This window comes from Streptomyces sp. SJL17-4 (assembly GCF_036826855.1).
GTDB lineage: Bacteria > Actinomycetota > Actinomycetes > Streptomycetales > Streptomycetaceae > Streptomyces.
This window is the reverse complement of the sequence record NZ_CP104578.1, coordinates 3,050,302-3,075,087: the sequence shown is the minus strand read 5'-3', so window position 1 is coordinate 3,075,087 and position 24,786 is coordinate 3,050,302. Positions and strand designations below refer to the sequence as shown.

Below are 24,786 nucleotides of genomic sequence, written 5' to 3'. Positions count from 1 at the left end.
GGCGCATCAGACGCTGAGTGCCTGCTTCACCTGGGCGAGGCTCGGGTTCGTCAGGGTCGAGCCGTCCGGGAAGAGGACCGTCGGAACGGTCTGGTTTCCGCCATTGGCCTTCTCGACGAACGCCGCCGAATCGGGGTCCTGCTCGATGTTGATCTCGGTGTACGCGATGCCCTCGCGGTCCATCTGGCTCTTCAGCCGACGGCAGTAGCCGCACCACGTGGTGCTGTACATCGTCACAGTGCCCTGCATGGCGAGGCGCTCCTCTGGGTTCGCTGACGGGTGCCGAGAGGAAGAACGTACGCCCTGTCCCGGCCATTCCCGGAATTCGTATGACCGCGGACGCCACCTGTGGACAAGCCTCCGCGGCGAGCTCGGCGGACCTGGCAGCATTGGGGGGTGACAGCAGCAACGCACTCCACTCTCTTCCCGCAGGTCCCGGAGACGGCCGACGCGGTGCTCGACGGGCTCGACCCGGAGCAGCGCGAGGTCGCCCTGGCCCTGACCGGCCCGGTGTGCGTGCTGGCGGGCGCCGGCACGGGCAAGACGCGGGCGATCACCCACCGCATCGCGTACGGGGTGCGGTCGGGCAGACTCCAGCCCGCCAGTGTGCTGGCCGTCACGTTCACCAACCGCGCCGCGGGCGAGATGCGCGGCCGGCTGCGGCAGCTCGGCGCGGGTGGCGTCCAGGCGCGTACGTTCCACTCCGCGGCCCTCCGCCAGCTCCAGTTCTTCTGGCCGAAAGCAGTCGGTGGCGATCTGCCCCGGCTCCTGGAGCGGAAGATCCAGCTGGTCGCCGACGCCGCGGCCCGCTGCCGGGTCCGGCTCGACCGGAACGAGCTGAGGGACGTGACCGGCGAGATCGAGTGGGCCAAGGTCACCCAGACCGTCCCCGCCGACTATCCGGCCGTCGTCGCCAAGGCCCACCGGGACGCCCCCCGCGACCCGGCGGAAATCAGCCAGATCTATGCGATGTACGAGCAGCTGAAGCGCGACCGCTCGGTGATCGACTTCGAGGACGTGCTGCTTCTCACCGTCGGCATCCTCCAGGACCGGCACGACATCGCCGACCAGATCCGGAACCAGTACCAGCACTTCGTGGTGGACGAGTACCAGGACGTCTCCCCGCTCCAGCAGCGGCTGCTCGATCTGTGGCTCGGCGACCGCGACAACCTGTGCGTCGTCGGCGACGCGAGCCAGACCATCTACTCCTTCACCGGCGCCACGCCCGACCACCTGCTGAACTTCCGCACCCGCCACCCCGGGGCCACGGTGGTCAAGCTGGTCCGCGACTACCGCTCGACCCCCCAGGTCGTCCACCTCGCCAACGGACTGCTCAGCCAGGCCCGCGGCCGGGCCGCAGAGCACCGGCTCGAACTGATCTCCCAGCGCGACCCCGGCCCCGATCCCGTCTACACGGAGTACGCGGACGAGCCGACCGAGGCCGAGGGCACCGCCCGCCGCATCAGGGACCTCATCGCCGCCGGCGTCCCGGCCGGCGAGATCGCCGTCCTCTACCGGATCAACGCCCAGTCCGAGGTGTACGAGCAGGCCCTCGCCGACGCCGGAGTGCCCTACCAGCTGCGCGGCGCCGAGCGCTTCTTCGAGCGCCAGGAGGTACGGGAGGCGGGCATCGCCCTGCGCGGCGCGGCCCGCGCCGGGGGCAACGACTCCCTCCTCGACGACGCAGAGGACCTGCCCGCGCAGGTCAGGGCCGTCCTCTCGACCAAGGGCTGGACCTCACAGCCGCCCTCGGGCTCCGGGGCCGTCCGTGACCGCTGGGAGTCCCTGGCCGCCCTCGTCCGGCTCGCCGAGGACTTCGCCCGCGCCAGGTCCGGCGCCACCCTCTCCGACCTGGTCGCCGAACTCGACGAGCGGGCCGCCGCGCAGCACGCGCCGACCGTGCAGGGCGTCACCCTCGCCTCGCTGCACTCCGCCAAGGGCCTCGAATGGGACGCCGTCTTCCTGGTCGGCCTCACCGAGGGCATGATGCCCATCACGTACGCCAAGACCGACGAGCAGGTCGAGGAGGAGCGGCGCCTGCTGTACGTCGGTGTCACCCGCGCCCGGCTCCACCTCACGCTGTCCTGGGCGCTCTCCCGCTCCCCGGGCGGCCGGGCCTCCAGGCGCCCCAGCCGCTTCCTCAAGGGCCTGCGGCCGGGCTCCGGCTCCCTCGGCACCGTCGCCTCGGGGGCGTCCGGCTCCTTCGAGCGGGGCGCCGCCTCCGGCCGCCGCAAGCCGCGCGGCCCCGTGCTCTGCCGGGTCTGCGGGGCGACCCTCACCGAGGCGGGCGCCATGAAGCTCATGCGCTGCGAGGACTGCCCCTCGGACATGGACGAGGCGCTGTACGAGCGGCTCCGCGACTGGCGTGCCGATCAGGCCAGGGAGCTCGGCCAGCCGGCGTATTGCGTCTTCACCGACAAGACGCTGATGGCCATCGCGGAGCGAGTCCCCGCCACCGGCGGCGAGCTCTCCTCGATCTCCGGCGTCGGCGCCCGCAAGCTGGACCGCTTCGGCGCCGACGTCCTGGCCATCTGCGCAGGTGAGGACGGAGGGGCGGGCCTCGACGAGAGCTGAGGAAAACTCGTCGGAAAAATAGTTTGCGCCTGCCCCGTCAAGCCCCATAGGTTCTTAACCACGGAAACAGCGGCTTCTGAGAAGCCCTGTCTCTGTGCTGTACTTGTCCAAATAGCAGTACTTGTCCAACCGAACATGAGGGTCCGGCTCGCACCCGAGCCCTCCGAGACGCCGAGAGGAGGCGATTCCACGTGATCAGCAACGTCATTCAGACCAGCACCGCCGGCTTCATCAGCCGTGCCGGCTTCGTCAGCACCGCCAAAATGACCGATCGCTCCGTTGTCTCCGCCTGCTCGCTCGGCCTCTCCGCCTCGGCGTTCATTGGCACCGGTCTGTCCGTCTCCGGCCTTGCCGGTGCCGGTCTGCGGCCTGCCGTGGAGCTTCGCAATGAGCGACCGACCAAGGCACTGGAAGCAGGAGCAGCAGGCAAGGCCAAGGCCTACGGCTTTGCGGCGACCGGTGCCGGCACCCAGCAGACGACGACGCACCACCACAAGATGTGGGCCTTCCGTGGGCTCGAACCCTGGAGTGATCCAGTCTGATCCATGATCAGACCGGCGCCTTCAGGGCCGCGGAACCCCACCCGGGATCCGCGGCCCTTTTGTTTGTCCCCGAACGGGGACGACGACACGAGGACGCCTCGGGACAGACACACCCCGGTACCAGCCGAAACCCCGGTCAACAGGCCGGAACGACCAGACGAGGAAAGACCACCGTGCAACTCGAAGCGCACGCCCCGTCCGTACCGCCTTCCGCATCGATCGCCCAGCCCGGCCGCCCCACGGAGGACCCCACTTTGACCCCCCTCAGCACGCTCACCGCGCTCGACGACGCCATCGAGAACCTCGGCGTCCCCGTCCCCTGTCGCGCCTACGACCCGGAGGTCTTCTTCGCGGAGTCCCCGGCCGACGTCGAGTACGCGAAGTCCCTCTGCCGGACCTGCCCGCTCGTGGCCGCCTGCCTCGCCGGCGCCCAGGAGCGGCGCGAGCCGTGGGGCGTCTGGGGCGGCGAGCTCTTCGTCCAGGGCGTGGTCGTCGCCCGCAAGCGGCCCCGTGGCCGCCCGCGCAAGAACCCGGTCGCGGCATGAGCGCCACCGGAACCATCGACCGCCCCCTCACGCACGATCCCCAGAAGCAGGCCCCGATGACCTCTTCCACCAGCGAGCCCGCCGGCTCCGCTACCCCAGTCTTCTTCCCCTCCGCCGCGCCCACCGCGCGTCAGAACAGGACCCGTGAAATGCAACTCGCCCCAGAAGCCCTGGCCCGTGCTCATATGCACGAGCGACACCGTGAGGCCGACGCGGAACGCCAGGCCGTGCGCCTGGTCGCCGCCCGGCGCATGCAGCGCCGCGCCGAGCGCGTCTCGCTGCGCGCCCGCCGCGCGCTGGCCATGGCCGTCATGCACTGATGACCGCCATGCGGTAACCGAACCCGCGCCCCGCGGGGCGTTGCCCGAGCCGCGGCGCTTCGTCGGGTTATCGTCACAAGGGTGAACGACGCCCGTACCCCCGAGGGGCCCCTCGTCTGCGCGCGCTGCGGCAAGACGGCCGACACCCTGCCGCTGACCTGGACCTGTTCGGTGGAGAACGGCCGGCGCAGCTACTTCTGCGAGGACTGCGCCCGCGCCAACATCCGCGCGATCGAGGGCCGCCTCGACTCCTCCTGGTGGTGACCCGTCAGTCGGCGGTGGCCGCCCCCCGGTCCGCCACGAAGCCCGGCAGCCACTCCTCCAGCTCGGCCCGCAGCCGTACCGTCGCGTTCAACTGACACAGCACCCCGATGGTGCTCAGCGTCACCCGGTGTATCAGCAGGTACGAGGGCGGCAGGTTGAGCTGCTTGCCCAACTGGTGGGCGGGGGACCGGGGATCGGCGATGCGGGCCGCCTGGGTGCGCATCCAGCCGCGGGTGAAGAGGAAGGACTCCGCCTCGGCCGGTTCGATGATCGGCAGCAGGTACTCCAGGACCGCGTCGGGGTCGAGCGCCACGGACTTCTTGACGAAGCCGTCCGCCCGCAGCAGCTCGTAGACGGTCTCGGCCTCGCCTTCCAGCGCCATCCGCAGACAGATGCCGATCGTCTCCGGTAGCCCGCCCGGGAGCCGGTCCACCGTGCCGAAGTCGAGCACCCCGAGCCGCCAGCTCTCCGGTCCCGCGTCCTCGTCGGCGCCCGGAAGCAGCCGGAAGTTCCCCGGGTGCGGATCGGCGTGCAGCAGACCGGTGCGCGCGGGGCCCGAGAAGAGGAAGCGGGCCAGGAGCTGTCCCGCCCGGTCCCGCTGCTCCTCCGTACCGTCCGCGATCACCTCCGCGAGCGGGATGCCGTCCATCCACTCGGTCACCAGGACCTGGTCCGCCCGGTGCACCACCGCCGGCACCAGCACGTCGGGGTCGTCCGCGAACTCCTCCGCGTGCTTCTGCTGGGCCGCCGCCTCCAGGGCGTAGTCCAACTCCTCCGAGACCCGGTCCCGCATCTCGGTGATCAGCGGCTTGATGTCCATCCCCGGAATCAGCGGGCCGAGCAGCCGGGCGAAGCGGCTCAACTGCGTCAGGTCGGAGAGCAGTGCCTCCCCGGCGCCCGGGTACTGCACCTTCACCGCGACCTCGCGCCCGTCGTGCCACACGGCCCGGTGCACCTGCCCGATCGAGGCGGCCGCCGCCGGCTTGTCCTCGAACTCCAGGAACAGCTCCCGCCACTCCGCGCCCAGCCGCTCCTCGAGGACGGCGTGCACGGTGCGCGTCGGCATCGGCGGCGCCGCGTCCTGAAGCTTCGTCAGGGCCGCCCGATAGGGCCCGGCCACCTCCTCGGGGAGGGCCGACTCGAAGACGGACAGCGCCTGCCCGAACTTCATTGCCCCGCCCTTGAGCTCACCGAGCACCTTGAACAGCTGCTCGGCCGTGCGCTGCTGGAGTTCGCGGGCGACGAGCTCCGCCGATCTCCCGCCGATCCGCTTGCCCAGGCCCCATGTGGCCCGGCCCGCGAAGCCGAGTGGCAACGCGGCCAACTTGGCGGTCCGGGTGACCGCCTTCCGGGGAAGATCAGACATACGCCCCTCCAAAACCCAGACTGCCGTGCCGCGCAGGGCGGTTAACCCTGCCGTGCCGCGCAGGGCCGTTACCCCGCCATTGTGTCCTGCGCGCCTCCGGCTGCCGAGGCGCGCTCCCCCTCTCGGCCGCGGGCCGCCCCGCAAGGACAGGCCGGATGGGGTCTCAGCCGCTCCGCCCGCCACTCCAACAGCGGCAGTGACGTCTCCCAGCGGGTGCCCGTGCTCGCCGGGAGATCCCCGTCGAGGAAGGCCAGCGCATGCGCGGCGGCAAGACCCGCCACCGCCGTCGCGAGCCCCAGGTCGCAGGCGGGCAGGGGATGCGGGGCGCCGGAGCGCCACTGGGCCAGCAGCCGGGGCCAGTCCGACTCCCGGTCCGTCCGCTCCTCCTGAAGACAGCGCGCGCACGCCGTGCCGCCCGGCAGGACGAGCGGCCCGACGACTCCCGTCGCCTCGAGGACCCCGGCGTACAGATGCGGGGTCCCCGTGGTGACCCACCGCTGGGCCGGCAGCGGATCGGGGACGTACGCGCCGAGTCCGTCCCGCGGTGTCACCACGACGAGTGACATGCCGAGCCCGCCGGAGCCCTCACCCGGGCCGCTCGGGCCGCGCGCCCGCCGCCACCGGCCGACCAGCCGGCGGGCCGCCGCCGCCCGACGCTCGCCGACGGCCTCGGCCGGCAGTCCGCCCGGGGCCGTCTCCCAGGGCTCGACCCGGCCCGAGTCGACGACCTCGACCCCGCCCACGCCCGCCGCCGCGAGCAGCACCGCCACCATCGCCCCCACCCGCCCCGCGCCCCGGACCTGGACGCGCACGGCCCGCCGGGCCGCCAGGGTCCGTAGCGCCCGCTCCGGCTCGGGGTGGACGACGGAGAGGGAGGCGAGATCGGCACGGAGCGGGTCGAGGGCGGTGTCCACCGCGCCGGCCGTCGGCCCGGCCTTCCCCGGCCGCCCCGTCGAGGCATCGGCGAGCAGCCCCGCCGACTCGAGCCGCCCGAGCAGCCCCTCCAGGCGTCCGGGCGGCAGGCCGAGCGTCCTCGCCTCGGCCCGGAGCAGCTCGGTCCCGCGGGTACCGTCGAGCAGCCCGAGCAGGGTCCCCGTCCCCTGGTCGATCGGGTCGAGCACCACCGCGTGCGCGGGGGTGACCCCGAACTGCACGCCGCGGAGACTCCGCCAGGCGCGCCGCAGCGCCGGTTTCACCATCGGATGCATTTCCCCCACCCCGCATTCATGATCGACAGCTTCATGATCGACAACGGCCTTTCGCCGTCCCGAGTCGAGAATGCCCCGCCGCCGTGACGGCCGCCGAAAGTTGTCCACAGGCAGGGGGATTAGTCATTCGAATCGTGTGGGGTGTGAGCGGATCGTTGCCGAAACCACCCCGGAGGCGGGACTTCTCCCGCTGACAGCGGGTAACGTCGGGGCCGTGCCCGCCGACCCACAGCGCAGCGTGACCGACAAGCCGCACCGCGGTGCGGGGACGAACGCGGTCGAGGTCCGCAGAAGCCCACGACGGAGCAGAACCGTCTCGGCGTACCGCGAGGGCGACCGCACCGTCGTGCTCATCCCGGCCCGGATGTCCGAGGCCGAGGAGCGCCGCTGGGTCGGCGTGATGCTGGACAAGCTCGCCGCCCAGGAGAGCCGCAGCGTCCTCGGGGACCGCGAGCTGACCGAGCGGTCGCTGCGGCTGTCCGAGCAGTACTTCGGCGGCCGGGCCCGCCCCGGCTCCGTGCGCTGGGTCACCAACCAGAACACCCGCTGGGGCTCCTGCACCCCCTCGGAGGGCAGCATCCGCCTCTCCCACCGGCTCCAGGGCATGCCCGAGTACGTCGTGGACTACGTCCTCCTGCACGAGCTGGCCCATCTGCTCGTCCCCGGCCACGGCCCCCGCTTCTGGCGGCTCCTGGAGGCGTACCCCCGCACCGAGCGGGCGCGCGGCTACCTGGAGGGCGTGGTCGCCGCCGAGCGCCTGCCGCACGTCCCGACCGCTCGCGAGGAGTGACCTCGGGCCCTCGCGGGGAGTGCATCCTCACGCTCACGAGGAGTGACCCCGGCGGTACGCGTGCGTGACCGGGGTTTCCCGATTCCGTACCGAAAACGACCTGCGCTGTCTCAATGTCGCACTCAGCGGCTAGCCTGGCGCGAGCATTCGCCATTCGGGATGGGGGACGGTCGTTACGCATGGCCAGGGAATTCCAACGCGGCCACAAGGCCAAGATCAGTGATCTCACCGCGGGTACCGATCTGTACATCGGTGTGCAGATCGCGGCGCCCGGACTGACCTTCGACATCAGCTGTTTCGGACTCGACGCGGACGAGCGGCTCTCCGACGACCGCTACTTCGTCTTCTTCAACCAGCCGAAGACTCCCGAGGAGTCCGTCCAGCTGCTCGGGGCGCAGTCCGGTGACACCGAGTCCTTCCGCGTGACTCTCGACCGCATCCCCGCCAACATCCACAAGCTGTCGTTCACCGCGACCATCGACGGCGCCGGCCAGATGTCCCAGGTCGGCCCCGGTCACCTGCGGATCGTGGCAGGCGGCGAGGAGGTCGCCCGGTACGCCTTCACCGGCGCGGAGTTCACCACCGAGCGCGCGGTGATGCTCGGCGACTTCTATCTCAAGGACGTCTGGCGGTTCGCCGCCGTCGGCCAGGGCTTCGACGGTGGCCTCGACGCGCTCCTGCGGAACTTCGGCGGCGAGGTCGCCGAGGAGGAGCCCGCCGCGCAGCAGCAGGCCGCGCCCGGCTTCGCAGCGCCGCCGCAGGCGACGGCGCCCCCGGCGTTCGGCGCCCCCGCGGCCCCGGCACCCGCGCTCGCCTTCGGCGCTCCTCCGGCACCCGCACCCGCGCCCGCACCGGCCCCCGCGCCGGCCTTCGGCGCGCCGCAGGCTCCGCCCGCGCCCGTGCCGCCGGTGCACACGGCGCCGACCATGGTGGCGCCGATGGCGCCCGCCCCGGTCCCGCCGCCCGCACCGGCCCCGGCCCCGTACGGGCAGCAGCCCCCCGGGTACGGCCAGGTCCCGGGACAGCCCCCGGGCCAGTACCCCGGACAGGTCCCGCCGCAGGCGCCCGGCCAGTACCCCGGCCAGCCGCCGCAGGCCCCCTACGGGCAGGCCGCGCCCGCCCCGTACGGCCAGCAGCCGCCGTACGGTCAGCAGCCCGGCGTCCCGCAGGGTGTCCCGGCGACCGGAGCGGGCCTCGCCGCAGCGCTCGCGCCGTACAAGGAGACCCCCACCGGCGCCCGCTGGACCCCGCAGAACCAGCAGCTCATGCGGGTCGACCTGGCCATGGGCGGCACGCCCGTGCTCGCCCGGCAGGGCTCCATGGTCATGTACCAGGGCAAGGTCGACTTCTCCCACAAGGGCGCCGGCTTCACCGGTCGGATCGTCGGCAACGCCACCGGCCAGGAGATGCAGCTGATGCGCTGCACCGGCCGCGGCCAGCTCTTCCTCGCCGAGGAGGGTGCCCACCTGCACCCGATCGAGCTCCAGGGCGACGGCATCTGCGTCTCCGCGGAGAACGTCCTCGCGTTCGACGAGTCCCTGCAGTACGAGGTACGGCGCATCGAGGGCCACGGCATCCCCGGCGGAGCCCTGTTCACCATGCAGTTCCAGGGCACCGGCACCGTCGTCGTGAAGACCCACGGCGTGCCCGTGGTGCTTCCCGTCACGCCGACCACCTTCGCCGACTGCAACGCCGTCGTCGCCTGGTCGTCCGCGTCCCAGGTCATCCTCTCCAGCCAGGTCCGGCTCCGGCGCAACGCCTACCCCGGCCACAGCGGGGAGACCGTGAACCTCCAGTTCCGGGGAGCCCCCGGCAACTTCATCGTCGTCCAGCCCTACGAGGTCTGAGGGAGCCCGAAGTCATGAACCAGCAACTCGCGGGCTACGCCCCGACCCCCGTCGCGGCCCGGATGGAGAACCACGGCCGCACCATGCTCAGGGTGGCCATGGCCTCCGGCCAGGACCTCTACGCCCGGACCGGCTCGATGGTCTCCTACGAGGGCTACATCACCTACGAGCCCAACCCGCCCGCCGCCCGCCAGGTCGCCAAGCAGTGGGCCACCGGCGAGGGCGCGCCCATCATGAAGTGCTCCGGCGACGGACTGCTCTACCTCGCCGACTACGGCGCCGACGTCGTCGTGATCAACCTGCAGAACGACTCGATCTCGGTCAACGGCACCAACCTGCTCGCCTTCGACGCCCACCTCCAGTGGGGCGTCGAGCAGGTCAAGGGACTCGCCAAGTTCGCCGGCCAGGGCCTGTTCAACGTGGAGATCGCCGGCACCGGCTGGGTCGCCCTGACCTCGCGCGGCACGCCGATCGTGGTCGACTGCGGCCGCGGCGACGACGAGACGTACGTCGACCCCGACGCGCTCGTCGCCTGGTCGCCGTCGCTCAAGGTCAAGGGCAAGCGCAGCTTCAAGGCGTCCTCCCTCATCGGGCGGGGCAGCGGCGAGGCATTCCAGATGGCCTTCTCGGGCCAGGGCATCGTCGTCGTACAGCCGAGCGAGGACAGCACCGACCGCCTGCGGATCCGGGGCTGAGGGGAAGCGAGAACACACCATGCAGAGCCCGCTTTTCAACCACGCCGAACAGCAGAGCCAGGAGCGGTACGTCATCCAGAACCCGCAGCTCCTGCGGGTCAGCCTCACCGGGCAGGACGACATCCTGGCCCGCAAGGGCGCCATGGTCGCGTACCAGGGACTCGTCGACTTCGACGGCGAGTACAAGACCCCGAGCCAGCGGCGGGCCCAGGCCCGCACCGGTGAGGGCCTGGACCTGATGCGCTGCTCCGGCCAGGGCACGGTCTACTTCGCCAACCTCGCCCAGTACGTCCACGTCGTGGACGTCGAGCAGGAGGGCCTGACCGTCGACAGCGCCTACGTCCTGGCGCTCGACTCGAGCCTCCACACCGAGGTCATCGCCGTCGACAGCCAGTACGGCGTCTCCGGCACCGGCAAGTACCAGCTCAACATCTCCGGCCGCGGCCGGGTCGCCCTGATGACCTCGGGGCAGCCGCTGATGATGCAGGTCACGCCCGAGAAGTACGTGAGCGTCGACGCGGACGCCATCGTCGCCTGGTCCACCGGGCTGCGCGTCCAGATGCAGGCGCAGACGCACAACTCCAGCGTCCGCAGCCGCCGCGGCAACACCGGCGAGGGCTGGGAACTCAGCTTCCTCGGCCAGGGCTTCGCGCTCGTCCAGCCCAGCGAGGTCATGCCCCCGCAGAACGCGGCCATCGGCCAGGGCATCGCCGCCCAGTTCGGCGCCGGACAGCACGGCTCCCACGCCCAGAACCAGAACAACGCCTGGAACTGAGCACCGGACGGACGTGAGGGGCGGTCGGCATGCCGACCGCCCCTCACGCGCGCCTGGGAAGCGCGCCTAGGAAAGCCGGGCCAGCGTGCTCTCCATCAGCCGGACCACGGACGTGTCCGCCACGCCCGCCACCTCGTCGTACGCGAACCAGCGCAGGTCCAGCGACTCGTCACTGATCTGCTCCGCCGCCCCCGCCGGGGCCAGCGCCGCGTACTGCACGTCCAGGTGCCAGTGGCAGGGCGCCGGGATCGCATGCCGGTCGAGCCGCACCGGGCCGCCCGGCAGCAGCGTCAGGTCCGCGATACCCGACTCCTCGGTGCCCTCCCGCAGCGCCACGGCCGCCATCGTCGGATCACCGGGCTCGCAGTGACCGCCCATCTGCAGCCACATGCCCAGCTTCTTGTGCAGCGTGAGCAGCACCCGCCCCCGGGAGGGGTCGATCACCAGCGCGCTGCCGGTCAGGTGACCCGCCCCGCACGGCTTGTACATGCCGTCCGGGTGGGCCGTCAGGTGCTCCAGGTACAGCTCGCGCAGCTCGGGCTGGGCCCCGTACTCCTTCAGTACGAGGACCGCGTCGTCGTGCAGAGTCACTCCTTGCCGTCCCCGTCTTCCGGGGCGTCGCCCTTGGCCGCTTCACCGAGCATCTTGTCGATCTCGGAGAAGTCGAGGTGCTCGCGGTGCACGAAGCCGTCCGGGTCGTCCAGGTCGGTCGCCGTCGGCAGCATGTCCGGGTGCTCCCACAGACCGTCACGGCCGTCGACCCCGCGCGCGTCGGTCAGCGACGCCCACAGGCGCGCCGCGTCCCGCAGCCGCCGCGGCCGCAGCTCGAGGCCGATCAGCGTGGCGAAGGTCTGCTCGGCGGGACCGCCCGAGGCCCGGCGCCGGCGCAGGGTCTCGCGCAGCGCGTCCGCCGACGTGAGGCGCGACTTGGCGGCCTCGTGGACCACCGCGTCCACCCAGCCCTCGACCAGGGCGAGCGCCGTCTCCAGACGGGCCAGGGCCGCCTTCTGCTCCGGGGTGTCCTCCGGCTGGAACATGCCCTGCTGAAGCGCCTCCTGAAGCTGCTCCGGGTGCGTCGGGTCGAGCTGACCCACCGCCTCCTCCAGCTTCGAGGTGTCGACCTTGATCCCCCGCGCGTACCCCTCGACCGCGCCGAACAGATGCGCGCGCAGCCACGGCACGTGCGCGAAGAGACGCTGGTGGGCGGCCTCGCGCAGGGCCAGGTAGAGCCGCACCTCGTCGGAGGGCACGCCCAGGTCCTTGCCGAAGGCCTCGATGTTCAGCGGCAGCAGCGCGGCCCGGCCCGCGGGCCCCAGCGGCAGACCGACATCGGTCGAGCCGACGACCTCACCGGCGAGCGCGCCGACGGCCTGCCCGATCTGCTGGCCGAACATGGCGCCGCCCATCGAGCGCATCATGCCGATCAGCGGGCCCGCCATGGCCTGCATCTCCTCCGGCAGGACGTCGCCCATCGCCGCGCCGACCCGCTCGGCGACCGGGTCCACGAGCTGCTGCCACGCCGGCAGCGTCGCCTCGACCCACTCCGCGCGGCTCCACGCCACGGCCGTGCTCGCCCCCGAGGGCAGCGAGGTCACACCGTCCAGCCACAGGTCGGCGAGGCGCACGGCCTCCTCGACCGCGGACTTCTCCGCCGGGCCCACGCTGGCGTCCTTGGTGCCGTCGGCGGTGCCCTGGGCCACCACCTGGCGCGCGATCTGCTTGGCCATGTCCCAGTTCACGGGACCGCCCTCGTAGCTCAGCATCTGGCCGAGCTGCTGGAAGGCCGCACCCAGATCGTTGGGGTTCAGCGAGCCGAACATCGCCGCGAACGGATTGTCCGCTCCGCCCTGACCGCCCATACCGGGCAGCCCTCCGAAACCGAACGGGTTCGCCCCGAACGGGTTGCCGCCGCCCTGGCCGCCGGACCCCTGGCCACCTCCGGCGGGGTCCTTCTTCTTGCCCTCGTCGCCGTTCTCCGGCTCCTCCGGCGGAAGGCCGAATCCGAATGGGGTGTCACTCACAGGTTTCCTCGGCTCGTAGGGCCGCCGGCCTCCTGCCGACGGCGACTGCCCGACCAGGGCCTGAGCACAGGCCCCGCACACCACCAGCGTAGGTCTTGTCCCGGCTGACATCCGGGCCGGAAACGGGCTCGGTGCTCCGCCGGGCCGTGCCCTGCGGCAGGATGGACGCCACCTGGTCCGTACGCGTCATCCGTGTACGTACTGAAGACAACCGCTGGAGACGCCCGGTGAGTTCCCCAGATCCACAGGTTCGCGGAGCGCGAAACCACTCAACCCGGTCCGCCGCGCGCGGACCCGTCGTCGCGGTCACCGGTGCCGCTTCCGGCGTCGGTGACCTGCTGACCAGGCGCCTCGCCGCGTCCGACGAGATCAAGAAGGTCGTCGCCATCGACGAGCGCCGGGGCGAGGTCGCCGAGGCGCATTGGCACATCCTCGACGTGCGCGATCCGGCCATCGCCGAGAAGCTGCGCGGCGCGGACGTCGTCGTGCACCTCGCCGTCGATCTCGATCTGGAGACCGACCCCGCCGCCCGAACGGCCTACAACGTGCGCGGCACACAGACCGTGCTGACCGCCGCGGCCGCGGCCGGGGTCCATCGGGTGGTGCTGTGCACCTCCGCGATGGTCTACGGCGCGCTGCCCGACAACGACATCCCGCTCTCCGAGGACGCCGAGCTCAGGGCCACGGCGGAGGCCACCGGCGTGGGAGACATGCTGGAGATCGAGCGCCTCGGCCGCCGGGCCCCCCGCGCGCACCCCGGCCTCAACGTCACCGTGGTCCGCCCGGCCGTCCTCGTCGGCGGTACGGACACGGCGCTGACCCGCTACTTCGAGTCGCCCCGGCTGCTCGTCGTCGCCGGCTCCCGGCCCACGTGGCAGTTCTGCCACGTGGAGGACCTGGTCAGCGCCCTGGAGTACGCGGCTCTGGAGAAGGTCGAAGGGGAGTTCGCGGTCGGCTGCGAGGGCTGGCTGGAGCAGGAGGAGGTCGAGGAGCTCTCCGGGATCCGGCGCATGGAGCTGCCCTCCGCCGTCGCCCTCGGCGCCGCGGCCCGGCTCCACCGGATCGGGCTCACCCCGTCCCCGGCGGGCGACCTCGCGTACACGATGCATCCATGGGTGGTCAGCGTCGGACGTCTGCACGACGCCGGCTGGCGGCCGAAGTGGACGAACGAGGAGGTCCTCGCGGCGCTCCTGGAGGAGGTCGAGGGCCGTCACACGGTCGCGGGCCGCCGTCTGGGCCGCAAGGACGCCACGGCGGCGGGCGCGGCCGGTGCGACGGTGGCCCTGCTGGGCACGGCGGCGCTCGTCCGGCAGATGCGGAAGCGGCGGGGGATCTGACCGGGGCACGGCGGCCTGTAGGACTCTCCTACAGGGGCCGCCGACGACCGGTCGAAACCGCTATTCCGGGATCTCGCGCGCGTACGGCACGATGGACGCATGGCACCGACGTCGATTGACCACCCCGGCGAGCAGGCCGCGGCCGATCCGATCAAGCTCCTCGCGATCCGGGAGACCCCGCTCTCCCTCGACGAGGTCTTCCAGGCGGTCGGGGACGACGCCTCCGGCGGCACGACGCTCTTCGTGGGCACCGTGCGCAACCACGACGGCGGCGCCGACGTCGACGGTCTGGGCTACTCCTGCCACCCCAGTGCCGAGGCGGAGCTGCGCCGGGTTGCGGAGAAGGTCGTGGCCGACTATCCGGTTCGCGCGCTGGCCGCCGTGCACCGGGTCGGCGACCTGGTCGTCGGCGACATCGCGGTGGTCGTGGCCGTCTCCTGCCCGCACCGCGGTGAGGCCTTCGAGGCCTGCCGCAAGCTCATCGACGACCTCAAGCATGAGGTCCCGATCTGGAAGCACCAGACGTTCTCGGACGGCACAGAAGAGTGGGTCGGAGCTTGCTGAAGCCCGCCACCCGTAGCTTGGGGGTCCCCCCGGCCGAAGGCTGGGGGAGGGTCGGAGCTTGCTGAAGCCCGCCACCCGTAGCTTGGGGGTCCCCCCGGCCGAAGGCTGGGGGAGGGTCGGGGCCTGCTGAAACCCGCCGCCGGTGCCTGGCGCGGAGGCAAGCCGACGCGCCGACACGGTGTAGCCGAACGCCCGATTTGCGTAACCGCCCCCCAGGCGCGAGCGTTGACCTCACAGATGACACAGTCTGCTGATCAACTCATTGGGGATGGGAGGTCGGGATGGCAGCGCTGGCGTGGTTGCTGATTCCGCTTTTCGCAGTCGTCGGCGCGGCGATATGGGGAAGCTGGGCTTCGAGGAACAAGACGATAGGTGACGTGGCCGAACTCGCCGGCTACGCACGCTTCCGGGATGCGATGGAACGCGCCCACACCACGACCCCCGATTCCGCTCGTGCCGAGCGCGAACCGGCCACCGCCGCGGGCGGTGCCGCCACCTCGCCGTCGAGCTGACCGCCGGCCGCCTCGTACGGACCGCCCCAGGGGTGCACCCACAGACGAGTCCCGTACTGTCGTTCCATGCCACGCCGCACCGCGACGATGCTCGCCTCCACCCTGGTCCTGATCTGTCTGCTCATCGCGGGCGTCCTGATCCCGGTGCCGTACGCGGAGATGAGCCCGGGCCCCACGGTGAACACCCTCGGCGAGGCCAGGGGAGAGCCCGTACTGCACATCTCGGGACGCAAGACCTACCCGACCGACGGGCACCTCAACATGACGACGGTCCGCGTCACCAGCGCGGACTACAAGATGAACGCCGTCGAGGCCGTCTACGGCTGGCTGGCCCACGACAACGTGGTGGTGCCGCACGACACGCTCTACCCGGACGGCAAGACCGAGGAGCAGTCGACCCAGGAGAACGCCGAGGAGTTCAGCCAGTCCCAGGAGAGCGCCAAGGTGGCCGCCCTCAAGGAGCTGAACATCCCGGTCGTCTCCCGTGTGGTCGTCGGCACCGTGCTCAAGGGATCGCCCTCCGAGGGCAAGCTGCACGCCGGTGATGTGATCAAGGCCGTCGACGGGGTGGCGATCAGCGGGCAGGCCGATGTCGCCAAGCAGGTCGTGAAGCGGAAGCCCGGTCAGGACGTCGAGTTCACGATCGTCCCCGCCAAGGAGGCGGCCGCCGCCGAGAAGGCCCGCAAGGAGCCGACCGTCACCCGGAAGGTGGTCATCACGACCACCACCTCCGAGGAGGGCGACCGGGCCGTCGTCGGGATCCAGGCCGGCACCGACCACGTCTTCCCGTTCACGATCGACATCAACCTGGCCGATGTCGGCGGTCCCAGCGCCGGGCTGATGTTCGCGCTCGGCATCGTGGACAAGCTCACCCCGGAGAGCCTCACCGGCGGCCGCTTCGTCGCCGGCACCGGCACCATCGACGACGAGGGCAAGGTCGGCCCGATCGGCGGCATCGAGATGAAGCTGGTCGGCGCGCGCAACGCCGGCGCCCAGTACTTCCTCACCCCGGCCGACAACTGCGAGACCGCCGCGGCCGACATTCCCGACGGGCTCACCCTGGTCAAGGTGGACACCATCGACGACGCCACGAAGTCCCTGGAGAAGCTCCGCGCCGGTGACACGAAGTCCCTGCCGAGCTGCTCGAAGAGCTGACCACGCGCGCGTGGACGCGGAAAGGGGCTCCCGGTCACGTCGACCGGGAGCCCCTTTTCTCCGTTTTCTCCGTGAGGGGAGGGCGGACGTCAGGACTCGAAGGTCGCCGCCAGCGCCTCGGCGAGGCCCGGCACCAGGTCGGGGCCGGTCAGCACCTCGGTGGCGGTGTCCTTCTCGCGCAGCCGGATCGCCGCCTCGCGGGCACCGCCGCGCAGCACGGCCACGGTCATCCGTACCTCCTGGCGGTCCGGGTGGGCGGCCACCCACTTGGCGAGCTGCTTCTCGTTCAGGCCCTGCGGGACCTGGGCCTCCGCCGACGGGGGCAGCATGAGCCGCTCCACCGTCATGGCGCAGCCGGCCACGCCGGCGGGCCAGGCGATGGTGCCGAGGAATTCGTCGAGGGGCTTCCCGCGCGGCAGCTTGTCCTGCTCGATCGGGGTGTAGGCGGTGGCATCGTCACCCAGGCCCAGCTGGGAGGCGAGCGCGGGTTCCTTGGCGCGCAGCCGTGCGGTGTCGACCAGGGCGAACAGACGGGCCGGCTGGTCCCAGCCGAGGCCCGCCGCGTACTCGTCGATCTCGAGCACCGCGCGGGTGAGGGGGCTCGCGGCCATTGCCGGGCCGGAGGGGGAAACGTTGGACATGACCAATATCCTGCCTCCTCTTCCCCGGAACACGGGAACTAGGTAAAGCCTCAGTAAGTTGCACCATTGGGCTCTACGATCGCGGGGCCTGCTTTCAGACGCATCAACATCGAGGGGCGCACGTTGGCTTTCCAGATGCCGGACCGTGGCGGTAGCCCGTCCGGGCCGAGGATGAGAGTCGGCCGGCCGTCCCGGCGGGCCCGAACCCTGCTCATGACACTCGGGGTCCTGGCCGTGCTGGCCATGGCGTTCGTGATGTTCGCCGGGTTCTGGACGGACTGGCTCTGGTACCGCTCGGTCAAGTACTCGTCCGTGTTCACCACCACGCTGTGGACCAAGATCGGCCTCTTCGCCGTCTTCGGTCTGCTGATGGGGCTCGCCGTCGGCCTGAACATCTGGCTGGCGTACCGGCTGCGGCCGCCGCTCAGCGCGATGTCGCTGGAGCAGCAGAGCCTCGACCGGTACCGGATGGGCCTCGCCCCGTTCAAGAAGTGGGTGCTGCTCGCGGTCACCGCCCTGGTGGCGCTGATCGCCGGCGCCTCCGCGTCGGGCCAGTGGCGCACCTGGCTGATGTGGGTCAACGGCGTGAAGTTCGGCGAGAAGGACCCGCAGTTCGGGCTCGACGTGTCGTTCTACGCCTTCGACCTGCCCTGGTACCGCTTCCTGCTCGCCTTCGGCTTCGCCGCCGTCGTCCTGTCGCTGATCGCCGCCGCGCTCACGCACTACCTGTACGGCGGGCTGCGGATCACCAGTCCGGGCGCGCGTGCCACCGCCGCGGCCACCGGCCACCTCTCGGTGCTGCTCGGTGTCTTCGTGGCGCTGAAGGCCGTGGCGTACTGGCTCGACCGGTACGGTCTGGCCGTGAAGTCCAGCGACTTCAAGGCCACCGGCAACTGGACGGGCCTGCGGTACGTCGACGCCAACGCCTACCTGCCGGCGAAGACCATCCTGTTCTGCATCGCCGCGATCTGCGCCGTGCTGTTCTTCGCGACGCTCTGGCGCCGCACCTGGCAGCTGCCGGTGATCGGCTTCGGTCTGATGGTGCTCTCCGCGATCCTGATCGGCGGCCTGTACCCGGCCATCGTGCAGAAGTTCCAGGTCCAGCCGAACGAGCAGGCCAAGGAAGCGCAGTACATCAAGAAGAACATCGACGCGACCCGCAAGGCGTACGCGATCGACGAGACGAAGCTCGAGAACTACTCGGGCAAGTCGACGGTGAAGGCCAAGGACCAGCTGCGCAACAACGCCGACTCGGCGGCCAGCTACCGCGTCCTCGACCCGAACATCGTGTCGCCGACGTTCCAGCAGCTGGAGCAGAAGCGGAAGTACTACCAGTTCCCGACCACCCTGGACGTGGACCGGTACGCGGGCAAGGACACCGTCGTCGGTCTCCGTGAGCTCAACATCAAGGGCATCCCGAAGCGGAACTGGATCAACGACCACTTCACCTACACCCACGGCTACGGCGCGATCATGGCCGCGGGTACGCAGACGGACGCCAACGGCTCGCCGGTCTTCACCGAGGCCGGACTGCCGACCACGGGCACGCTCGGCACGTACCAGCAGCGGATCTACTACGGCGAGAAGACCGATCAGTACTCGATCGTGGGCGGCCCGCAGAAGGAGCTGGACTACGAGGAGAACGGCGAGAAGACCACCAGCTACGAGGGCAAGAGCGGGGTCAACCTCTCCAGCACCTTCAACCGCGCCGCCTACGCGGTCGCGTTCAGCGAGCCGCAGATCCTCTACTCGGGGGCCATCGGCGAGGGCTCGCGGATCCTCTACAACCGCACGCCCAAGGAGCGCGTCGAGGCCGTCGCACCCTGGCTGACCATCGACGGCGACGCCTACCCGGTGGTCGTCGACGGCCGGATCCAGTGGGTCATCGACGCCTACACGACGACCAACGGCTACCCGTACGCCTCGCGCACCACGCTCGGCGACACCACGGCCGACTCGCTGACCGTCGGCAACCAGCAGCGTGCGGTCGTCGCCCAGCAGAACCAGGTCAACTACATCCGCAACTCGGTGAAGGCCACCGTCGACGCCTACGACGGCACGGTGAACCTCTACCAGTGGGACACCCAGGACCCGGTCCTGAAGACCTGGATGAAGGCCTTCCCGGGCACGGTCAAGGCCAAGTCCGAGATCGGCGGCGACCTGATGCAGCACCTGCGGTACCCGCAGGACATGTTCAAGGTCCAGCGCGAGCTGCTGACCCGCTACCACGTCACCGACCCCGCGCAGTTCTACAGCGGCTCGGACGCCTGGCAGGTGCCGGACGACCCGACCAACAAGGACGGCAACGCGGTCCCGCCGTACTACCTGAGCATGAAGATGCCCGGGGACACGGCGCAGCGCTTCTCGCTGACGACGACGTTCACGCCGAGCGGCCGGCCCAACCTGGGCGGCTTCATGGCGGTCGACGCCGACGCCACCAGCAAGGAGTACGGCCGGCTGAGACTGCTGCGGGTCACCGAGGACGTGCCGGGTCCGGCGCAGGTGCAGAGCAAGCTCAACGGTCTGCCCTCCGTCGCCACCTTCGTCCGGGACATGAAGGGCGCCGACTCCGACATCCAGTACGGCAACCTGCTGACCGTCCCGCTCGACGGCGGATTCCTGTACGTCGAGCCGGTGTACGCCCAGGGACGGAACGCGCTCTACCCGCTCCTGAAGAAGGTTGCGGTGTCGTACGTGGACGCGGACCAGCCGGACGGTGACACGACCAAGGACACCACGGTGTTCGAGGACAACCTCACCGAGGCGCTCAACGCGGTCTTCGGGGTGGACGCGCCGACCACACCGCCGCCCACCTCGCCGACGACCCCGCCGGGCACCACCGACCCGCCGCCGCCGGCGTCCAACGACGCCGCGCTCAAGCAGGCGATCGCCGACGCCCAGAAGGCGTACGACGCGGGCGAGGCGGCTCTGGCGAAGGGCGACTGGACGGCGTACGGCAAGGCCCAGGAGGACCTCCAGAAGGCGCTCGAGCGCGCCGCGGAGGCCGGGGCGAAGCTCAAGACGACGGGATCAAGCGGCTGACCTGAGGTTTTCCACCCCGCGACCGTGATACGGTTGGTTTACCGACGCGGGGTGGAGCAGCTCGGTAGCTCGCTGGGCTCATAACCCAGAGGTCGCAGGTTCAAATCCTGTCCCCGCTACTCAGAGGACGAGGGCCCGGATCCATAAGGATCCGGGCCCTCGTCGTGTGTCGGCGTGCGCGGGGGGCCCGAAGAGCGGTAGGGAAGGGGCGAGTTGGCGTGAGTCGTGTTTGACTTGTCTCTCTGTGGGCATGTCGACAAAACGCTGAGTGACCTCACTGGCTGCGGTATACCAGGTGTGCTCGGGTTGCGGGTGGTGCGACGATGGTATTTATGGGGGACAGGGCAACTCTGTTGGAGACAGGGCGGTTTGTGCAGCGGCATGCCAGGAACGCCGCGGACGAGATCATCGAGGCAGTAGGGGCCGTCGATGCGGCCGTCGACACCACCGCCGAGACCGATGCCGACACGGAGACCGAGACCGAGACCGAGGCTCGCCACCGGCGTGCCGCCGAGCGCGGCGACCTCGCCTCGATGAGCGCGCTCGGCGCGCTGCTGCTGCGCCGCGGCGACCTCGACGGCGCCGAGCCCTATCTGCGCGGAGCCACCGCCGAGGGCGACCGGGCCGCCGCGAACAACCTCGGGGTCCTGCTGCACCAGCGCGGCTACGCCGAAGAGGCCGCCGGCTGGTGGCGGGTCGCCGCCGTCGCCGGCTCCGCGCCCGCCGCCCACGCCCTCGGCCGCCACCACCGCGAGCGCGGCGACGAGCCCGCCGCCGAGTACTGGCTGCGCCAGGCCGCCGAGCAGGGCCACGCCCTCGGCGCGTACGCCCTCGCCGACCTCCTGGAGCACCGCAGCGACGTCGGCGCCGAGCGCTGGCTGCGCGCCGCCGCCGAACAGGGCCACCGCGAGGCCGCGTACCGCCTCGCCCTCGCCCTGGAGCGCCGCGCCACCGAGACGACCCGTGGCCCGCACGACACCGGTACCCGGCTCCGGGTGCCCGGCACCGGCGCGTCCGCCACCGCCCCGGCGGCCACGGACGCCGGAGCCGCCGCGGGCGCGCGGGCCGCCGGCGAGCCCGGGGGCGAGCCCACCGAGGCCGAGCAGTGGTTCCGGCAGGCCGCCGCGCGCGGCCACCGGCGGGCCGCCCTCCACCTTGGCGCGATCCTGGAGCACCGCGGCGAGCTCAAGGAGGCCGGCCGCTGGTACCTCAGCTCCGCCAAGGAGGGCGAGGCCAAGGCCGCCTGCGCGCTCGGCTTCCTGCTCCGCGACGCGGGCGACGAGGAGAGCGCCGCCGTGTGGTGGCTGCGCGCCGCCCAGGACGGCGACGGCAACGCCGCCAACGCCCTGGGAGCCCTGCACGCGGCCAGGGGCGAGCAGCAGACCGCCGAGCGCTGGTACCGGGCCGCCATGGACGCGGGCGACGTGAACGGCGCGTACAACCTCGGGCTGCTCTGCGCCGCCCAGGACCGCATCCCGCAGGCCGAACAGTGGTACCGCCGGGCCGCCTACGCGGGCCACCGCGAGGCCGCCAACGCGCTCGCCGTGCTGCTCCTCCAGGCCGGCGACGCCAACGGCGCCGAGCCCTGGTTCTCCAAGGCCGCCGAGGCCGGCAGCGTCGACGCCGCGTTCAACCTCGGCATCCTCCACGCGGGCCGCGACGACGACCGTACGGCCCTCGTCTGGTACGAGCGGGCCGCGGCCGCCGGGCACACCGAGGCCGCCCTCCAGGTCGGCATCGCCGCCCTCCGGGACGGCGACGAGCGCACCGCCGAGCGGCACCTGCGCTGCGCGGCCGGCGGCGGCAGCGCCGAGGCCGCCTTCCGGCTCGCCTCGGTGCTCGACGCGCGCCGCCCCGACCCGGGCCCGGCCGTCCTCGGCGCGCCCCGGGAGGAGAAGACCGAGTGCGAGGAGTGGTACGAGCGGGCGGCCCAGCAGGGCCACCGGCGTGCCCAGGTGCGGGTCGGCATGCTCGCCGCCGGGCGCGGCGACCTGGCCGAGGCCGACCGCTGGTACCGCGAGGCGGCCGAGGCCGGCAGCCGCAACGGCGCCTTCAACCTCGGGCTGCTCCTCGCCCGCGAGGGCAGCGAGCGCGAGGCGGCCCTCTGGTGGACCCGGGCCGCCCGGGCCGGCCACGGGCGGGCCGCACTCCGGCTCGCCCTGCTCGCGGCGCGCCGCGGTGAGCTGACCGAGGGGCGCCGCTGGTGCGCCCGCGCGGTGGAGCTGGGTCCTGCGGAGGTCGCCGAGCGGGCGGCGCGGCTGAGCGAGGCGCTGCACCAGGAGCTGACCGCCTGATCGTGGCGTCTTAATGGATTTGCGCTGGTCGAGTGGCGTCCCGTAGAGTCGGGTTTACCGACGCGGGGTGGAGCAGCTCGGTAGCTCGCTGGGCTCATAACCCAGAGGTCGCAGGTTCAAATCCTGTCCCCGCTACTCAGTAGCAACGAAGGCCCGGATCCGATTTCGATCGGATCCGGGCCTTCGTCGTGTGTCCACGACGTGACGAAGCAGGCCCCCGCCGTAGCGGGGGCCTGCTCGTGAAGTCGTGTCGCGTCGTGTCAGGCGGAGGTCGCGCAGTTCGGGCAGATGCCCCGGTACGTGACCTCGACGTTCGAGATCGTGAAGCCGAAGCGCTCGCTGTCCGGCAGGTCCGCCAGCGGGTCGCCGCCCGGGTGGACGTCCCGGATCGCGCCGCAGCGGCCGCAGACCAGGTGCTGGTGCGGCCGGTGGGCGTTGGGGTCGTACCGCTTGGCGCGGCCGTCGGTCGCGACCTCGAGCACCTCGCCGAGCGTGACCATCTCGCCCAGTGTGTTGTAGACGGTCGCGCGCGAGATCTCGGGAAGTCGCGCCACGGCACGTGCGTGGACCTCGTCGGCGGTCAGATGCACGTGATCCCCGTCGAGGACCTCGGCCACGACGCGTCGCTGCGCGGTCATCCGCCAGCCGCGTCCGCGCAGTCGTTCCAACAGGTCGCTCATGGGGGTCAGGGTAACAGTCGCGGCTCCCGGTTCCCGAACAGGTGTGACTTTGGATGTTCACTTGACTTGGACATTGTCCAGCATAGGATCGAGTACGGCAGCGCAGGACAGGACGCAGGAGGCGCACGTGACACAGGGACCGCTCACCACGGAGGCCGGCGCGCCGGTCGCCGACAACCAGAACAGCGAGACGGCGGGCGTCGGCGGTCCGGTGCTCGTCCAGGACCAGCTCCTGCTCGAGAAGCTCGCCCACTTCAACCGCGAGCGCATCCCGGAGCGCGTGGTCCACGCGCGCGGTGCGGGCGCCTACGGCACCTTCACGCTCACCCGTGACGTCTCGCGGTGGACGCGTGCCGCGTTCCTCTCCGAGGTCGGCAAGCAGACCGAGACGTTCCTGCGCTTCTCCACCGTCGCGGGCAACCTCGGTGCGGCCGACGCGGTGCGCGACCCGCGCGGCTGGGCGCTGAAGTTCTACACCGAGGAGGGCAACTACGACCTCGTCGGCAACAACACCCCGGTGTTCTTCATCAAGGACGCCATCAAGTTCCCCGACTTCATCCACACCCAGAAGCGCGACCCGTACTCGGGCTCGCAGGAGGCGGACAACGTCTGGGACTTCTGGGGCCTCTCCCCGGAGTCGACCCACCAGGTCACCTGGCTCTTCGGTGACCGCGGCATCCCCGCCTCGTACCGCCACATGAACGGCTACGGCTCGCACACGTTCCAGTGGAACAACGAGTCCGGCGAGGTCTTCTGGGTCAAGTACCACTTCAAGACCGACCAGGGCATCAAGAACCTCACCCAGGACGAGGCCAACCGGCTCGCCGGTGAGGACCCGGACTCGCACCAGCGCGACCTGCGCGAGGCCATCGAGCGCGGCGACTTCCCGACCTGGACCGTGCAGGTCCAGATCATGCCCGCGGCCGACGCCGCGCACTACCGCTTCAACCCGTTCGACCTCACCAAGGTGTGGCCGCACGAGGACTACCCGCCGATCGAGATCGGCGCGCTGGAGCTCAACCGCAACCCGGAGAACATCTTCGCCGAGGTCGAGCAGTCCGTCTTCAGCCCGGCGCACTTCGTGCCCGGCATCGGCCCGTCCCCCGACAAGATGCTCCAGGGCCGCCTCTTCGCCTACGGCGACGCCCACCGCTACCGCGTCGGCATCAACGCCGACCACCTGCCGGTGAACCGCCCCCGCGCCACCGAGGCGCGCACCCACTCCCGTGACGGTCACCTCTACGACGGCCGCCACAAGGGTGCGAAGAACTACGAACCCAACTCCTTCGGCGGCCCGTCCCAGACGGACCGGCCGCTGTGGCAGTCCGCCCCCGTCACCGGGGGCACCGGCAACCACGCCGCCGCGGTCCACGCCGAGGACGACGACTTCACGCAGGCGGGCAACCTCTACCGGCTGATGTCGGAGAGCGAGAAGGGCCGCCTGGTCGACAACCTGGCCGGCTTCATCGCCAAGGTCTCGCGCGACGACATCGCCGAGCGGGCGATCGACAACTTCCGCCGCGCGGACGAGGACTTCGGCAAGCGGCTGGAGGCCGCGTTCCAGGCCCTGCGCGGCTGAGGACGCTTGCCGAAAGAGAGAGCGGGCCGGATTTC

At 71.4% G+C, this 24,786-nt stretch carries 23 protein-coding genes and 2 tRNA genes; 18 read left to right on the top strand and 7 right to left on the bottom strand.

All coding sequences use genetic code 11. The annotated features are described in order from the left end of the window. Positions 1 to 6: 6 nt before the first annotated feature. Complete coding sequence (locus tag N5875_RS13335) at positions 7 to 249, bottom strand: mycoredoxin (RefSeq protein ID WP_073912119.1); 243 nt, start codon at positions 247 to 249, stop codon at positions 7 to 9. A 147-nt stretch (positions 250 to 396) separates the two neighbouring features. On the opposite strand from N5875_RS13335, the gene N5875_RS13330 reads away from it, so the two are divergent. From N5875_RS13330 to N5875_RS13310, 5 genes are all read left to right on the top strand, one after another. Beyond that, positions 397 to 2,574 (top strand): ATP-dependent DNA helicase UvrD2, encoded by a 2,178-nt coding sequence (locus N5875_RS13330; RefSeq protein WP_338493847.1) that lies wholly within the window; start codon positions 397 to 399, stop codon positions 2,572 to 2,574. Between the two features lie 263 nt (positions 2,575 to 2,837). Next, entirely contained in the window at positions 2,838 to 3,116 is a 279-nt protein-coding gene (locus N5875_RS13325; protein WP_318209238.1) for a hypothetical protein, read from the top strand. 173 nt (positions 3,117 to 3,289) lie between these two features. Continuing rightward, the gene (locus N5875_RS13320) at positions 3,290 to 3,661 is read left to right on the top strand and encodes a WhiB family transcriptional regulator (protein WP_209496707.1); all 372 of its coding nucleotides are present in this window, start codon (positions 3,290 to 3,292) and stop codon (positions 3,659 to 3,661) included. Beyond that, positions 3,658 to 3,981 (top strand): hypothetical protein, encoded by a 324-nt coding sequence (locus N5875_RS13315; protein WP_055600983.1) that lies wholly within the window; start codon positions 3,658 to 3,660, stop codon positions 3,979 to 3,981. Before N5875_RS13320 ends, N5875_RS13315 begins: the two co-directional genes overlap by 4 nt. 81 nt (positions 3,982 to 4,062) lie before the next feature. Further along, the gene (locus N5875_RS13310) at positions 4,063 to 4,245 is read left to right on the top strand and encodes a hypothetical protein (protein ID WP_055600984.1); all 183 of its coding nucleotides are present in this window, start codon (positions 4,063 to 4,065) and stop codon (positions 4,243 to 4,245) included. Between the two features lie 4 nt (positions 4,246 to 4,249). On the opposite strand, the gene N5875_RS13305 is transcribed toward N5875_RS13310, so the two are convergent. Beyond that, a complete protein-coding gene (locus N5875_RS13305; protein WP_318209103.1) occupies positions 4,250 to 5,611 on the bottom strand; it encodes an AarF/ABC1/UbiB kinase family protein in 1,362 nt (453 codons plus the stop codon). 68 nt (positions 5,612 to 5,679) lie between these two features. Then, complete coding sequence (locus N5875_RS13300; protein ID WP_318209104.1) at positions 5,680 to 6,819, bottom strand: TOMM precursor leader peptide-binding protein; 1,140 nt, start codon at positions 6,817 to 6,819, stop codon at positions 5,680 to 5,682. 214 nt (positions 6,820 to 7,033) lie between these two features. Between N5875_RS13300 and N5875_RS13295 the strand changes: the two genes are divergently transcribed. The 4 genes from N5875_RS13295 (at position 7,034) to N5875_RS13280 (ending at position 10,926) form a co-directional block, all read left to right on the top strand. After that, positions 7,034 to 7,609: a M48 family metallopeptidase gene (locus tag N5875_RS13295; protein WP_318209105.1), complete on the top strand. Its 576-nt coding sequence runs from the start codon at positions 7,034 to 7,036 to the stop codon at positions 7,607 to 7,609. Positions 7,610 to 7,788: 179 nt separating this feature from the next. Beyond that, positions 7,789 to 9,456, top strand: coding sequence for a TerD family protein (locus N5875_RS13290; RefSeq protein ID WP_338493843.1), 1,668 nt, complete (start codon positions 7,789 to 7,791; stop codon positions 9,454 to 9,456). Positions 9,457 to 9,470: 14 nt separating this feature from the next. Then, a complete protein-coding gene (locus N5875_RS13285) occupies positions 9,471 to 10,151 on the top strand; it encodes an AIM24 family protein (protein WP_318209106.1) in 681 nt (226 codons plus the stop codon). 19 nt (positions 10,152 to 10,170) lie between these two features. Further along, positions 10,171 to 10,926 carry an AIM24 family protein gene (locus tag N5875_RS13280; protein WP_318209107.1) on the top strand — a complete coding sequence of 252 codons (756 nt, stop codon included), beginning with the start codon at positions 10,171 to 10,173 and terminating at the stop codon, positions 10,924 to 10,926. Between the two features lie 66 nt (positions 10,927 to 10,992). Here N5875_RS13280 and N5875_RS13275 read toward each other — a convergent pair whose 3' ends face one another. Together N5875_RS13275 and N5875_RS13270 are read right to left on the bottom strand one after the other, a co-directional pair. Beyond that, positions 10,993 to 11,517, bottom strand: a complete 525-nt coding sequence (locus tag N5875_RS13275; protein ID WP_338493839.1) for an NUDIX hydrolase — start codon at positions 11,515 to 11,517, stop codon at positions 10,993 to 10,995. Then, positions 11,514 to 12,947 (bottom strand): zinc-dependent metalloprotease, encoded by a 1,434-nt coding sequence (locus tag N5875_RS13270; protein ID WP_318209109.1) that lies wholly within the window; start codon positions 12,945 to 12,947, stop codon positions 11,514 to 11,516. The genes N5875_RS13275 and N5875_RS13270 overlap by 4 nt, the downstream gene beginning before the upstream one ends. Before the next feature lie 227 nt (positions 12,948 to 13,174). Between N5875_RS13270 and N5875_RS13265 the strand changes: the two genes are divergently transcribed. The 4 genes from N5875_RS13265 (at position 13,175) to N5875_RS13250 (ending at position 16,515) form a co-directional block, all read left to right on the top strand. Next, positions 13,175 to 14,284, top strand: a complete 1,110-nt coding sequence (locus N5875_RS13265) for an SDR family oxidoreductase (protein WP_318209110.1) — start codon at positions 13,175 to 13,177, stop codon at positions 14,282 to 14,284. Between the two features lie 99 nt (positions 14,285 to 14,383). Next, positions 14,384 to 14,848 (top strand): molybdenum cofactor biosynthesis protein MoaE, encoded by a 465-nt coding sequence (locus N5875_RS13260; protein ID WP_318209111.1) that lies wholly within the window; start codon positions 14,384 to 14,386, stop codon positions 14,846 to 14,848. A gap of 281 nt (positions 14,849 to 15,129) precedes the next feature. Beyond that, entirely contained in the window at positions 15,130 to 15,360 is a 231-nt protein-coding gene (locus N5875_RS13255) for a hypothetical protein (RefSeq protein ID WP_318209112.1), read from the top strand. Positions 15,361 to 15,426: 66 nt separating this feature from the next. Next, a complete protein-coding gene (locus N5875_RS13250) occupies positions 15,427 to 16,515 on the top strand; it encodes a PDZ domain-containing protein (RefSeq protein WP_338493835.1) in 1,089 nt (362 codons plus the stop codon). 89 nt (positions 16,516 to 16,604) lie between these two features. On the opposite strand, the gene N5875_RS13245 is transcribed toward N5875_RS13250, so the two are convergent. After that, positions 16,605 to 17,156, bottom strand: coding sequence for a PPA1309 family protein (locus N5875_RS13245; protein WP_030320796.1), 552 nt, complete (start codon positions 17,154 to 17,156; stop codon positions 16,605 to 16,607). A 135-nt stretch (positions 17,157 to 17,291) separates the two neighbouring features. Here N5875_RS13245 and N5875_RS13240 point away from each other — a divergent pair, with 135 nt between their 5' ends. The 4 genes from N5875_RS13240 to N5875_RS13225 all read left to right on the top strand — a co-directional run bounded on the left by N5875_RS13240 (position 17,292) and on the right by N5875_RS13225 (position 22,627). Continuing rightward, positions 17,292 to 20,198: a UPF0182 family protein gene (locus tag N5875_RS13240; RefSeq protein WP_318209114.1), complete on the top strand. Its 2,907-nt coding sequence runs from the start codon at positions 17,292 to 17,294 to the stop codon at positions 20,196 to 20,198. Between the two features lie 45 nt (positions 20,199 to 20,243). Continuing rightward, positions 20,244 to 20,317 (top strand) — tRNA-Met (locus tag N5875_RS13235). A 204-nt stretch (positions 20,318 to 20,521) separates the two neighbouring features. Beyond that, complete coding sequence (locus N5875_RS13230) at positions 20,522 to 22,492, top strand: tetratricopeptide repeat protein (protein ID WP_338493831.1); 1,971 nt, start codon at positions 20,522 to 20,524, stop codon at positions 22,490 to 22,492. Between the two features lie 61 nt (positions 22,493 to 22,553). Further along, positions 22,554 to 22,627, top strand: a tRNA-Met gene (locus N5875_RS13225). 125 nt (positions 22,628 to 22,752) lie between these two features. Here N5875_RS13225 and N5875_RS13220 read toward each other — a convergent pair. Further along, the gene (locus tag N5875_RS13220; RefSeq protein WP_318209115.1) at positions 22,753 to 23,172 is read right to left on the bottom strand and encodes a Fur family transcriptional regulator; all 420 of its coding nucleotides are present in this window, start codon (positions 23,170 to 23,172) and stop codon (positions 22,753 to 22,755) included. 127 nt (positions 23,173 to 23,299) lie between these two features. Here N5875_RS13220 and N5875_RS13215 point away from each other — a divergent pair, with 127 nt between their 5' ends. Then, positions 23,300 to 24,751, top strand: a complete 1,452-nt coding sequence (locus N5875_RS13215) for a catalase (protein WP_338493827.1) — start codon at positions 23,300 to 23,302, stop codon at positions 24,749 to 24,751. Positions 24,752 to 24,786: the final 35 nt, after the last annotated feature.

Coding starts and splice junctions, on each gene's coding strand:
- N5875_RS13335 (WP_073912119.1), bottom strand. CDS start 249: ATGCAGGGCACTGTGACGATGTACAGCACCACGTGGTGCGGCTACTGC.
- N5875_RS13325 (WP_318209238.1), top strand. CDS start 2,838: ATGACCGATCGCTCCGTTGTCTCCGCCTGCTCGCTCGGCCTCTCCGCC.
- N5875_RS13315 (WP_055600983.1), top strand. CDS start 3,658: ATGAGCGCCACCGGAACCATCGACCGCCCCCTCACGCACGATCCCCAG.
- N5875_RS13305 (WP_318209103.1), bottom strand. CDS start 5,611: ATGTCTGATCTTCCCCGGAAGGCGGTCACCCGGACCGCCAAGTTGGCC.
- N5875_RS13300 (WP_318209104.1), bottom strand. CDS start 6,819: ATGCATCCGATGGTGAAACCGGCGCTGCGGCGCGCCTGGCGGAGTCTC.
- N5875_RS13290 (WP_338493843.1), top strand. CDS start 7,789: ATGGCCAGGGAATTCCAACGCGGCCACAAGGCCAAGATCAGTGATCTC.
- N5875_RS13285 (WP_318209106.1), top strand. CDS start 9,471: ATGAACCAGCAACTCGCGGGCTACGCCCCGACCCCCGTCGCGGCCCGG.
- N5875_RS13280 (WP_318209107.1), top strand. CDS start 10,171: ATGCAGAGCCCGCTTTTCAACCACGCCGAACAGCAGAGCCAGGAGCGG.
- N5875_RS13260 (WP_318209111.1), top strand. CDS start 14,384: ATGGCACCGACGTCGATTGACCACCCCGGCGAGCAGGCCGCGGCCGAT.
- N5875_RS13255 (WP_318209112.1), top strand. CDS start 15,130: ATGGCAGCGCTGGCGTGGTTGCTGATTCCGCTTTTCGCAGTCGTCGGC.
- N5875_RS13250 (WP_338493835.1), top strand. CDS start 15,427: ATGCCACGCCGCACCGCGACGATGCTCGCCTCCACCCTGGTCCTGATC.
- N5875_RS13245 (WP_030320796.1), bottom strand. CDS start 17,156: ATGTCCAACGTTTCCCCCTCCGGCCCGGCAATGGCCGCGAGCCCCCTC.
- N5875_RS13240 (WP_318209114.1), top strand. CDS start 17,292: ATGCCGGACCGTGGCGGTAGCCCGTCCGGGCCGAGGATGAGAGTCGGC.
- N5875_RS13230 (WP_338493831.1), top strand. CDS start 20,522: ATGGTATTTATGGGGGACAGGGCAACTCTGTTGGAGACAGGGCGGTTT.
- N5875_RS13220 (WP_318209115.1), bottom strand. CDS start 23,172: ATGAGCGACCTGTTGGAACGACTGCGCGGACGCGGCTGGCGGATGACC.